At 73.2% G+C, this 11,553-nt stretch carries 10 protein-coding genes and 1 riboswitch; of the genes, 6 read left to right on the top strand and 4 right to left on the bottom strand.

The window, feature by feature from the left end; genetic code table 11:
• Positions 1-34: 34 nt before the first annotated feature.
• A complete protein-coding gene (locus AB0M43_RS03925) occupies positions 35-1,003 on the top strand; it encodes a phosphotransferase (protein WP_363720887.1) in 969 nt (322 codons plus the stop codon).
• Between the two features lie 130 nt (positions 1,004-1,133).
• On the opposite strand, the gene AB0M43_RS03920 is transcribed toward AB0M43_RS03925, so the two are convergent.
• The 3 genes from AB0M43_RS03920 to AB0M43_RS03910 all read right to left on the bottom strand — a co-directional run bounded on the left by AB0M43_RS03920 (position 1,134) and on the right by AB0M43_RS03910 (position 3,468).
• Positions 1,134-1,895, bottom strand: a complete 762-nt coding sequence (locus AB0M43_RS03920; protein WP_363720885.1) for an SIS domain-containing protein — start codon at positions 1,893-1,895, stop codon at positions 1,134-1,136.
• Between the two features lie 21 nt (positions 1,896-1,916).
• Positions 1,917-2,801: a MurR/RpiR family transcriptional regulator gene (locus AB0M43_RS03915; protein ID WP_363720883.1), complete on the bottom strand. Its 885-nt coding sequence runs from the start codon at positions 2,799-2,801 to the stop codon at positions 1,917-1,919.
• A gap of 106 nt (positions 2,802-2,907) precedes the next feature.
• Positions 2,908-3,468, bottom strand: coding sequence for a hypothetical protein (locus AB0M43_RS03910; RefSeq protein WP_363720882.1), 561 nt, complete (start codon positions 3,466-3,468; stop codon positions 2,908-2,910).
• Positions 3,469-3,596: 128 nt separating this feature from the next.
• Here AB0M43_RS03910 and AB0M43_RS03905 point away from each other — a divergent pair, with 128 nt between their 5' ends.
• Positions 3,597-3,785, top strand: coding sequence for a DNA-binding protein (locus tag AB0M43_RS03905; RefSeq protein ID WP_363720881.1), 189 nt, complete (start codon positions 3,597-3,599; stop codon positions 3,783-3,785).
• Between the two features lies 1 nt (position 3,786).
• Here AB0M43_RS03905 and AB0M43_RS03900 read toward each other — a convergent pair whose 3' ends face one another.
• Complete coding sequence (locus AB0M43_RS03900) at positions 3,787-4,512, bottom strand: hypothetical protein (RefSeq protein ID WP_363720880.1); 726 nt, start codon at positions 4,510-4,512, stop codon at positions 3,787-3,789.
• Between the two features lie 236 nt (positions 4,513-4,748).
• Between AB0M43_RS03900 and AB0M43_RS03895 the strand changes: the two genes are divergently transcribed.
• From AB0M43_RS03895 to metE, 4 genes are all read left to right on the top strand, one after another.
• Positions 4,749-7,790, top strand: coding sequence for a proprotein convertase P-domain-containing protein (locus AB0M43_RS03895; RefSeq protein ID WP_363720879.1), 3,042 nt, complete (start codon positions 4,749-4,751; stop codon positions 7,788-7,790).
• Positions 7,791-8,050: 260 nt separating this feature from the next.
• Positions 8,051-8,257, top strand: coding sequence for a cold-shock protein (locus tag AB0M43_RS03890; RefSeq protein WP_363720878.1), 207 nt, complete (start codon positions 8,051-8,053; stop codon positions 8,255-8,257).
• Between the two features lie 114 nt (positions 8,258-8,371).
• A complete protein-coding gene (locus tag AB0M43_RS03885; protein ID WP_363720877.1) occupies positions 8,372-8,875 on the top strand; it encodes a DUF402 domain-containing protein in 504 nt (167 codons plus the stop codon).
• Positions 8,876-8,913: 38 nt separating this feature from the next.
• A riboswitch (cobalamin riboswitch) is annotated at positions 8,914-9,128 on the top strand.
• A 115-nt stretch (positions 9,129-9,243) separates the two neighbouring features.
• Complete coding sequence (metE, locus tag AB0M43_RS03880) at positions 9,244-11,496, top strand: 5-methyltetrahydropteroyltriglutamate--homocysteine S-methyltransferase (RefSeq protein WP_363720876.1); 2,253 nt, start codon at positions 9,244-9,246, stop codon at positions 11,494-11,496.
• Positions 11,497-11,553 lie beyond the last annotated feature (57 nt).

Here is an 11,553-nt window from a genome sequence, read left to right as displayed (position 1 = left end):
CCGTGTTCGACGAACAGACACACGGGGGTTCGACATGTCAGAACAGAACACGGACGTCACGCCGGAGCTCCTCGCGGCAACATACGACCTGGGCGGTGTGGTCGGCTGGGCGAGGGCGGCGGAGGGGTCGGCCGGGGAGATCCACCGACTGGTGACCGCCACGGGCACCTACGCGGCCAAGGAATTCGTCGCGCAGCGCCCCACCGCCGTCGACCTCGCCTGGCGGGTCGCGTTCACCGACGCCTGCCGGGCGGCCGGGGTCCCGGGCCCGGAGACGCTGCGCACGACCGGCGGGGACCTGTTGTTCGACCATCCCGGCACGGGTCGGCCCTGGCTGGTGCAGCCGTGGGTCGAAGGCACCCGGCCGGAGCGTACGGACCTGCCGGCGACGGTGTGGCTGGCCGGACAGGCCGCGCTGATCCACCAGCTCGAGGTGCCGTGCCGCCCGGGCGAGGAGGTCCACCCCTTCTACGTCCGGGTCGACGCCGACTGGGCCGGACTGGCGGACAGCGCCCGGGGCTCCGCGTGGGGGACACGGCTGGCGGAGCGGGCGGCGGAGTTCGCGGAGCTGACCGCCTTCGTCAACGCGGCACCCGTCGGGACACTCGTGAGCTGCCACCGCGACCTGAAGACCGCCAACACCCTGCTCGGCCCGGACGGTGACCGGTTCCTGCTGGACTGGGACACCAGCGGCCCGCAGGAACCCTGGCGGGAACTCGGCACCCTCCTGATCCACCACGTGCGCGACGACGCGGCGGTCGGCGCGATCGCCGGCGCCTACCGGAAGGCCGGCGGTCCCGGGTGGCCGGCCGGGGCCACGTTGTTCGCCACGGGCCTCGCCGTCTGGTTGAACTTCCTCGACGGCCAGGTCTGCACCGCGCTGGACGAGTCCGCCGACGCCGACGACCGGGCCTTCGCGGAGTCGATCGCGACCAGGCTCACGGAGGACATTCCCGGGTTCGACGTGCTCGGGTCGGCGGCGGGAGTGGCGGCCGGGAGCTGAGAGCCGCCGGGCGGGCGGTGCGGCACCATCCTGTGCCGGGTGGCCGCCCGCATCCGGCTCCATCCTGCGGCGCCGCCCACCCGCCGCGCGCGGCCCGTCCCGGCAGCCGCCCGCCGCCCCCGCCGTGGTCTCAGCTGGCCGAGCGGCGGATCCGGCCGGCGTAGCGGGCCTCGGCGGCCGCGTTGCGGGTGTCACCCCCGGCGACGTTCATCGACAGGTACACGTCGGGGTCGATGCCCTTCGCGAGCAGCCGGATCACCACCTCGGCGGTGATCAGCTGGGCGATCAGCGCGTTGGCCACCGAGGACACCGCGCACACCGCCCCGCCGTCGGGCAGCGGCAGGACCGCGTCGCCGTGCGGGGCGCCGTTGTCGATCACCACGTCGGCGAGTTCGAACAGCCGCCGACCGCTCGGGTGCCGGGAGACGATGCCCGTGGAGTGCGGCAGGGAGGTGATCGCGACCACCGGGTGGCCCTGCTCCCGGGCGATCCGGGCCATCTCCACGACGGAACCGTTGCCGCCGGACTGCGAGGTGATGACGAAGACGTCGCCGGGCTCCGCGCGGGCCAGGTCGTAGACGCGCCGGGCGAGGGCCGGGTCGCGTTCGGCGAACGGGTCGGCGAGGGTGTCGGCCGGCTCCCCGCCGTACAGGATGACGTCGCGCAGCGCGAGTTTGTTCGTGGCGACCAGGCCACCGGCGCGGCCGGCGAGTTCCATGGACGCCGCCTCGGAGTGCCCGGAACCGAAGGCCTGCAGCACCCCGCCGTCGGCGAGCGAGGCGGCGATCAGGTCGGCGGCGGCGGCGATGGCCGGGGTCTGGGTGTCGACGATGTGCGCGGTCATCGTCCGCACGGCGTCCAGGTAGCTGGCGGAACTGAGGGTGGTGGACATTCGGGGCTCCTTAGACGGGTACTAGTGCCGCGGCCCGCCGGTGCGGTGGCTCGCGATGGCCCGGGTGGCCGCGTGCAGGGCGGCCTCGGTGGCGGCCCGGTCCCGCTGGGCCAGTGCCGCGTACACGCAGTCCAGGACGGTGGTCTGCGGGTGGACGCCGGACAGCTCACCGGGGCGGAACGTGCCCTCCCGGACGGCCGTGGTCAGCACCAGGTCGGCGACCTCGGCCAGCGGGGAGCGGGGGAAGTTGGTCAGGGCCACCGTGGTCGCGCCGGCCGACCGGGCGGTGTCCAGGGCCTCGATCACCTCCACGGTCCGGCCGCTGTGCGAGACGCCGACCGCGACCGCGCCGGGCCGCAGCAGCGCGGCGGCGGTGACCGCCGTGTGCACGTCCGACCAGGCCCAGCAGGGGATGCCGGTGTAGGCCATCCGGGCCTGGAAGCCGGCGGCCGGCTGGGCGCTGCCGCCGACGGCGAAGACGTCGACCCGGTACGCCCCGGCCATCGCGTCCACCACGGCGGCCAGCGCGTCGAGGTCGAGCTGGGCGGCGGTCTCGGCGATGGCCCGGACATCGGCCCCGGCGACGGCGGCGACGATCTCGGCCAGCCGGTCGTTCGGGTCGATCCCGCCGTCCGTGCCGGTCGACAACCGGGGCTCGGCGGACCGGGCCACCTCGGCGGTGAGGGCGTGCTGGAGCGCGCGGTACCCGTGCAGGTCGAGGGCCTTGCAGAACCGCAGCACCGTCGACGTGGACGTGTCGCTGGCGGCCGCGAGCTCGCCGATCGTCAGCCCCGCGACGGCGGCCGGGTCGGCCAGCACCAGGCCGGCGACCCGCTGTTCGGTGCCGGTGAGCTCCGGCATCAGGGCCCTGATCCGGACCCCGAGTGGTGTGTTCCGCGCGACCATGGCAACAGATTACGCAGATCTTCGAAATCGCGTCAACCATTGCCAGGATCAGAGCGTGCTGCCGGACGGCGTACCCGTCGAAAGGGTTGTGGTCTGTTGCGCGCGGCTAGCCGTGCACCGTCGTGTCGACCACGAGGTCCGCGCGCCCCCGGGCGCCGTCGGCCAGGAAGAACGCCTCCTCCTCGACCATCCACCGGTCCCACAGCTCGCGGACCGGCCGGGTGGTCCGGGCCAGCCCCCGGGCGAGCCGCAGGGCCGGGGGAGCCTCCACCCACGCGGCGTAGGTCAGCCGGCCCACGGTGGCCCGCCGGGTGCAGGTCACGCCCTCCACGATCACCGTCGGGGTCCACGGCAGGGTCCGCCAGCCGCCGAGCGAGGCGCCCTCGAAGTCGTTCTGCCAGTCCCTGACCTGGTAGTGCGCGTCCCGGCCGGCGAGGAGCGGCGCGAGCACCTGCTCCTCGAAGCGCGGCCACCAGCCGGCGAAGTCGGCCCAGGACACGAAGTCGTCCACCTCGACGACGGGCGCGGCCAGCACGGCGGCCAGCTCGCCCGCCAGCACGCTCTTGCCGGAACCGCTCGGCCCGTCCACCCCGATGATCCGGATCCCGTTGACGGCTTCCCGGCGGACGACCTCGGCCGCGATCGCCTCGGCGACGTGTGTTCCCATCCGGCCCATGATGCCGGCTCGGCCCGCCGCTGTCAGACCCGGAACCACGCTGGTTCGGCTGCCCCTGTCAGACCCGGAACCACGCAGGTTCGGCCGCCCCTGTCAGGCCGGAGCCTAGACTGGGGGCCATGGACGACGACCTGCCGGCGATCGGCGCGCCGGCCCGCCGGGCGCTCGCCCTCGCCGGCTACGAACGCCTCGACCAGCTGACGGCGGTCACGGAGCGGGAGCTGGGCGCGTTGCACGGTGTGGGGCCGAAGGCGTTGCGGATCCTGCGCGCGGCGCTGGCGGAGCGCGGCGCGTCGTTCGCGGACTGACCTAGCCCTGGGTGTCCAGGTACAGCCGCGCCCGGTGGTACTGCCCGGCCGGCCCCAGGTCCAGGTGCGCGGCCCAGGCCGGGTCGTACTCGTTGCGCAGCCACGCGTACCGGGCCAGCGCGTACCCGTACATCGGCTCGGTCAGGTACCCCACCCGGACGATCCGCAGCCCGCCGCCCCCGGTCGCGGAGAACTGGGTCCGGTTGTTGGCCTGGATGACCCCGAAGCCGAGGAAGACGGCCAGCAGGTCGGTGAGCCGCTCGTGGTCCTCCCGCAGGGGGCGCCCGATCCGGCCCTCCCCGATCAGCCGGTCGTGGCACAGTTCGTGCGCGATCGTGGCGATCACCGCGCCGGAGCGTTCCAGCTGGCCGCGCTCGATGGAGATCACCGGCCGGCCGTCGCGCAACTGGTAATGGCCGGCGGTGCCCGGGGCCTGCTCCGCCGAGTAGACCTCCAGGTCGATCCGGCGCGACTCGACGCCGAGGAGGCCGGCGACCCGGTCGAGCAGCCGGGCCGCGTCCTCGATCCCGCCGTGGTAGGGCTCCGGGAAGAACTCCGCCGTGGGCAGCACCACCGGGCCCTGGAAGGCCTGCGGGCCGAACTCGTCGGCGAGCCAGATCAGGTGCTCGTCGATCCAGATCCGTTCGGCGTCGGGGACCGGGCAGCCGAACGCCTCGGGCATGCCCGTCCGGGCCAGCGCCGTGAACCTGTTCCGCCATCGGGACATGCCGGCCATTGTGGCCGGTGGACGCCCGCATCGACAACCACGGGCGGATCCCGCCGCCGGTGGGCGCGGCGGCGGACGAACCCGACCGGCGGCCACGGCACCGTGGCGCCGGCCACCTGGCTGGCTCTCCGTAACCGCCGCTGTTAATGAGGTGTTCTTAAGCCACATTTCACATGCCCTTGATCACTCTGCGTTTAGGCTCCCGCCCTCACCCCTCAAGGAACGGGACCCCTCTCATGATCAGGAAACACGTCACGCGCAGGGGCGGGGCGGGGCTGGCCTCGGCCGCGCTGCTCCTCGCCGCGCTGGGCATCACGAGCCTGCCCGCCCATGCGCGACCCGCCGCCGGGGAGGCCGCGCCGATCCGGCTGGTCGCCGGCACCTTCGTACCCGGGAAGGCCGCGCCCGCGAAGCTCCCCGGGCTGTCCAGCCTCGCGCTCGGCGAGCAGCGCGCCGGCACGTACCTGGTGCAGTTCGACGGCCCCGTGCGCGAGGAGTGGAAGCGCGCGGTGACGGCGGCCGGCGGCGACCTGCTGGAGTACCTGCCCGACTTCGCGTTCAAGCTCCGGGCCACCCCGGCCGTGGCGCGCGCCATCGGGGAGCTCGGCGGCGTCTCCTACATCGGACGGTTCGACCCATCGTGGAAGGTCGCGCCCTCGGCGAAGGACAAGCTGGCAGCGGGCAGGCCGGCCGTGTACCGGCTGAGCGTCGAGCCCCGGGCCAACGGGGTGGCGATCCGCGACGCGGCGGTCCGGGCGGGTGCCGTCGTCGTCCGCGAGTCCGGGGCGACCGTGCTGGTGGCCGGTACCCCGGATCAGGTCCGGGGTCTGGTGAACCTGGACGAGACCGGCTGGATCGAGAAGTTCCAGGTCCCGGAGAAGCACAACGAGACCGCCGGCGCGCTGATCCGGATCCCGGCCGCCGACGCGCGCGGCTACGACGGGTCCACCCAGATCGCGGCGGTGGCCGACACCGGCCTCGGCGGGGGCACGGCGGCCACGGCGCACGCGGACATCCCCGCCGCGCGGATCACGGCGATCCGGAGCTGGACGAAGCCCGACGCGGCCGGCTGCTACGACGTGGTCGGCAACGGCGCCGCCGACGTCGACAGCGGCCACGGTACCCATGTGGCGGTGTCCGTCGTCGGCGACGGCGACGCGAACGGGATCGGCCGGGCCGGCGCCCCCGCCGCGAGCCTGGTGTTCCAGGCCGTCGAGGAGTACGTCGACATGCAGGGCCAGTGCGAGACCGAGGACCAGCGCGACGGGTACTACCTGTTCGGCCTGCCCGACGCCCTCGGCGACCTGTTCCAGGAGGCCTACGACCTGGGCGCCCGGGTGCACGCCAACTCGTGGGGCGCGCCGGTCGCCGGGGCCTACAACGACAACGCCCGGGAGGCCGACGCGTTCGTCAACGGCCACCGGGACATGGCGGTCACCTTCTCCGCCGGCAACTCGGGCACGGACGCCAACCGCGACGGGGTGGTCGACAACGACTCGATCGGTTCCCCGGGCACGGCGAAGAACGTGATCACGGTGGGCGCGTCGGAGAACGAGCGGGCGAACTACCCGTGCGACCGCAACCTGCGGTACCTGCCGACGAGCCAGAAGGAGATCGACACCACCGGCAACCGGTCCTGCGCCCAGCTCGACGGCGAGAACCCGATGCCGACCTGGGGCGACTGGTGGCCGAACGACTACCCGGTCGCGCCGCTGAGCACCGACCGGCAGGCGGACAACGACCAGCAGGTGGCGGCCTTCTCCAGCCGGGGTCCGACGAACGACGGCCGGATCAAGCCCGACATCGTCGCGCCCGGTTCGTGGATCGTGTCCGGCTACTCCGACCAGTACCAGCAGGGCTACGACGCGGCGGCCAACCCGCGCGGCAACGCCTGGCAGCACGACGGGTACGGCTTCCCGGTCAGCAACCAGTACAAGTACTTCAGCGGCACCTCGATGTCGAACCCGATCGCGGCCAGCGGCGCGGTGATCGTGCGCGACTTCTACAACAAGCACCACCGGCACGCCGCCGCCAGCGCCGCGCTGGTCAAGGCCACGCTGATCAACAGCGCCGACGACCTGCTCGACGAGAACGGCGACGGCGTCGACGACAACGACTTCCCGATCCCGAACAGCCACGAGGGCTGGGGCCGGATCAACCTCGACCGGGCCACGGCGGGTACCGCGAAGTACGTGGACGAGGGCGCGGGTCTGGCGACGGACGGCGTGCGCGAGGTCCGGTACCAGGTCGCGGCCGGCCAGCCGCTGCGGGTCAGCATGGCCTACACCGACCGCGAGGGCGCGGTGGCCGCCGCCGTCAGCCTGGTCAACGACCTCGACCTGGAGGTCGTCGCCCCCAACGGCACCGTCTACCGGGGCAACGTGTTCGCGGGCGGCTGGACCCCGGCCGGCGGCAACGCGGACCGGCGCAACAACGTCGAGAACGTGTACCTGCAGAACCCGGCCGCGGGCACCTGGACGGTCCGGGTGCGCGGCTTCAACGTCCCGAACGGCCCGCAGACGTACGCGCTGGTCACCAGCGGTTCCGTCGCCGACCCGGCCCCCGCGCCCGGCGGCTGCACGGTCACCAACGGCACCGACGTGAACATCGCGGACAACACGACGGTGGAGAGCTCCGTCGTCGTGGCCGGCTGCGCGGGCAACGCGTCGGCGACGTCCACGGTGGAGGTGCACATCGTGCACTCCTACCAGGGTGACCTGGTGGTGAACCTGGTCGCGCCGGACGGCACCGCCTACCTGCTGCACAACAAGGCGGGCGCCGGCACGAAGGACATCGACAAGACGTACCCGGTGAACGTGTCGGGCGAGGTGGCCAACGGGACGTGGAAGCTCCGGGTCCAGGACACCGCGAACGGCGACGTCGGCCGGATCGACACCTGGACGCTCTCGCTCGGGGGAGCCGTCGCCGGCCCGGCACCGTGCGCCGGCACCAACGGCACCGACGTGGCGGTCCCCGACAACACCACGGTGACCAGCACGATCACCCTCGCGGGGTGTGCCGGGAACGCGTCGGCCACCTCGACGGCGGAGGTGCACATCGTGCACTCCTACCAGGGCGACCTGGTCGTGAACCTGGTCGCGCCCGACGGCACCTCCTACCTGCTGCACAACAAGGCGGGCGGGAACGCCAAGGACATCAACAGGACGTACACCGTCGACGCGTCGACGGAGGTCCGCAACGGCACCTGGACCCTGCGGGTGCAGGACACCGCCAACGGCGACGTCGGCCGGATCGACACCTGGACCCTGACCCTCTAGAAACCCGGGAAGGACCCTTTCGCGGGTACGCGCGGGGGTCCTTCCCGGTCGGGGAGTGTCGACTGTCACGGGCACTTCCGGGGCCGATCTGGCCAGCTTCGCCGTCGATTTTCCAGGTTCGTGCTACGGTTTTCCTATTGCAGTTGAGGGTGAAAGATTTTCCGAAGCACCTGTGATCATCACGGGTGCTTTTTCTTTCGGCCTCTTCCGCGACGGGAGCCACGCAATGTGGCACCCACATCAGTACAGAGGAAACGAAAATGGCTGTTCAGGGCACTGTCAAGTGGTTCAATGCCGAAAAGGGCTTCGGCTTCATCTCCCCGGACGACGGCGGCGCTGACGTCTTCGCCCACTTCTCGGCGATCGCGTCCAGCGGCTACCGGAGCCTCGAAGAGAACCAGCGGGTCGAGTTCGACATCACCGCTGGCCAGAAGGGCCCGCAGGCGGAGAACATCCGTCCGATCTAAGCTTCACCACAGGCTTGCGACAGGCCGGTGGTCCCGAAAGGGGCCGCCGGCCTGTCGGCTTTCCACCCCCGACGGGACTGCGGCCGGCCCCGGTCGGCCGGTAGCGTGCCGATCATGACCGGAGTACTAGTCACGGTGCGGAAATACGACGGCGGCCCGCACTGGTCGATCCCGGCGGTCCGGCTCGGCGAGGACGCGCACGGCGTCTGGCTCGGCCAGCCCGAGGGCACCGTCTACTCCAAGGCCACCGGCCCGGTGTACGCGACCACCGCCCCCCAGGTCCTGCTCTGCCCGCGTGACAGCTGGTGGACCGCGAACTTCTACGGCGGCTCCACCGACCTGGACCTCTACTGCGACGTCGCCGCCCCCGTGGAGTGGACGGCCCCGGACGCCGTGACGATCGTGGACCTGGACCTCGACGTGTGCCGGGTCCGCGCGGACGGCCGGGTCTTCGTCGACGACGAGGACGAGTTCGCCGACCACCAGGTCCGGTACGGCTACCCGCCGGAGGTGGTCGCCGCCGCGTCGGCGTCGGCCGCCTGGCTGGTGGAGGCGGTGACGGCGCGGTCCGGACCGTTCGGCGGCGGGCACCTGGACTGGCTCGCGCGGATCGGCTGACGCCACCCGGAGCGGGACACGGCGGACAGGCGGGGTGTTAGGGTGCCCGTGGCGCTGGTTCACCCCGGTCCACGATCGTCGGTCCGGGGTGTCGTAAGAGGGAACCCGGTGTGAGTCCGGGACTGCCCCGCAGCGGTGAGTGGGAACGAAAGCCGTCATGTAGCACTGGGCGTTGAGCCTGGGAAGCGACGGCCGGTAGGAGCGAGCGTGTCGCCCACGAGTCCGAAGACCTGCCCGCGCCGCGCGTACATCCGTGCGCGCGGCCGTCGACCTCTCGGGTGGGTCCAGCGGCGGGCACCGTCATCGACGCTGCCCGCGTGCGCCTTCCCGGGGACCGGCGGTCCGTCCCGAGGGAAGGACCAGGATCGATGTTCACCAGCACTGTGACCGGCTATCCGCGGATCGGCGGAGACCGGGAACTCAAGAAAGCAGTCGAGGGGTACTGGGCCGGCCGGCTCGACGCCGACTCCCTGCGCCGCACCGCCCGGGGGCTGCGCGCCGAGGTGTGGACCACCCTGCGCGACGCCGGCCTGGACGCCGTGCCCTCGGGCACCTTCTCGCTGTACGACCAGGTGCTCGACGCGGCGGTGGCCGTGGACGCCGTGCCGCCCCGGTTCGCCGCGCTCGGCCTGAGCCCGCTGGACACGTACTTCGCGATGGCCCGGGGCACCGCCGAGATCGCGCCGCTGGAACTGACCAAGTGGTTCGACACCAACTACCACTACCTGGTGCCCGAACTCGGCCCCGACACCGTGTTCACGGCGCGCCCGGAGAAGGCCGTCGACGAGTACCGCGAGGCCCTGGCCCTGGGCGTGGACACCCGCCCCGTACTCCTCGGCCCGGTCACGTTCCTGCTGCTGGCCAAGCCTGCGGCCGACACCCCGGACCGGTTCGGCACCCTGGAACTGCTCGACTCCCTCGTGGACTGCTACGCGGGCCTGCTGTCCGCGCTCGCCGAGGCCGGCGCCGGCTGGGTGCAACTGGACGAGCCGGCGTTCACCGCCGACCGCACCGAGGCCGAACTGCGCGCCCTGGACCGCGCGTACCGCCGGCTCGCCGCCGTCCCCGGCCGGCCGAAGCTGCTGGTCACCGGCTCCTACGGCGAACTCGGCCCGGCGCTCGACGTCCTGCTGGCCACCCCGGTCGACGGCCTCGGCGTGGACCTGGTGTCCGGGCCCGCCGACGCCGCCCGCCTCACCCGGCACGCCCCCGTGGCCCCGCTGATCGTCGCCGGGGTCGTCGACGGCCGCAACGTGTGGCGCACGGACCTGGCCGCCGCCGACGACCTGCTGGCCACGGTGCGCGCCGCCGCCGGCCGGGTCGCCGTCGGCACCTCGTGCTCCCTGCTGCACGTCCCCGTGGACCTCGGCGCCGAGCCCGACCTGGACCCGGCGCTGCGGGGGCGGTTGGCGTTCGCCCGGCAGAAGGTCGACGAGGTCGTCACCCTGGCCGCCGGGCTGCGCGACGGAGCCGTGGCACCCTCGCGGGCCGCCCGCCCGCAGCCGCCCGCCGGCTGGCACGACCCGACGGTCCGGGCCCGGCTGGCCGCGCTGCGGTACGGGAACGGCCGCGCGCCGTACGCCGACCGGGCACGGGCCCAGGCCGCCGCCCTCGCCCTGCCGGTGCTGCCGACGACGACGATCGGGTCGTTCCCCCAGACCCGGGAGGTACGGGCCGCCCGCGCGGACCTGGTGGCGGCCCGGATCGACGACGCCACCTACCGCGAGCGGATGCGCGCCGAGATCGCCTCAGTGGTCCGGCTACAGGAGAAGCTGGGCCTCGACGTCCTCGTGCACGGCGAGCCGGAACGCAACGACATGGTGCAGTACTTCGCCGAACAGCTCGACGGGTTCGCCGCCACCGCCCGGGGCTGGGTGCAGTCCTACGGCTCGCGCTGCGTGCGCCCGCCGATCCTGTACGGCGACGTCACCCGCCCCGAGCCGATGACCGTGGAGTGGACGTCCTACGCCCAGTCGCTCACCGACCTGCCGGTCAAGGGCATGCTCACCGGGCCCGTCACCATCCTGGCCTGGTCGTTCGTCCGCACCGACCAGCCCCTGGCCGACACCGCCGCGCAGGTCGCCCTGGCCCTGCGCGACGAGGTGGCCGACCTGGAGGCGGCCGGTACCGCGATCATCCAGGTCGACGAGCCGGCGCTCCGGGAACTGCTGCCGCCGCGCCGCCGGGACCACCCGGGGTACCTGGACTGGGCGGTCGCCGCGTTCCGGCTGGCCACGGGCGGGGCGGCACCGGCCACCGCGATCCACACCCACCTGTGCTACTCGGAGTTCGGCGAGGTCATCGACGCCATCGCCGACCTCGACGCGGACGTCACCAGCATCGAGGCGTCCCGGTCGCAGATGGAGGTCCTGGCCGATCTTGCCGCCGCCGGCTACGCCCGGGGAGTCGGCCCCGGCGTGTACGACATCCACTCGCCCCGGGTCCCCGAGGTCGGGGAGATGGTGGCGGCGCTGCGGGCGGCCGTGCGGGCCGTACCCGCCGAACGGGTGTGGGCCAATCCCGACTGCGGCCTGAAGGCGCGGGGCTACGCCGAGGTCGAACCGGCCCTGGCGGCCCTGGTCGCCGCCGCCCGGACGGTCCGCGCCGAACACGCCGGCTGAACCGCCGGCCGGGAACGGGGTCGCGGCCCAGTTCCCGGCCGGGTGTCCCACCCCCGT

Source organism: Longispora sp. NPDC051575, assembly GCF_040681875.1.
Classification (GTDB): domain Bacteria; phylum Actinomycetota; class Actinomycetes; order Mycobacteriales; family Micromonosporaceae; genus Longispora.
The sequence above is the reverse complement of the archived record's forward strand: the minus strand, read 5'-3'. Positions and strand labels throughout refer to the sequence as shown.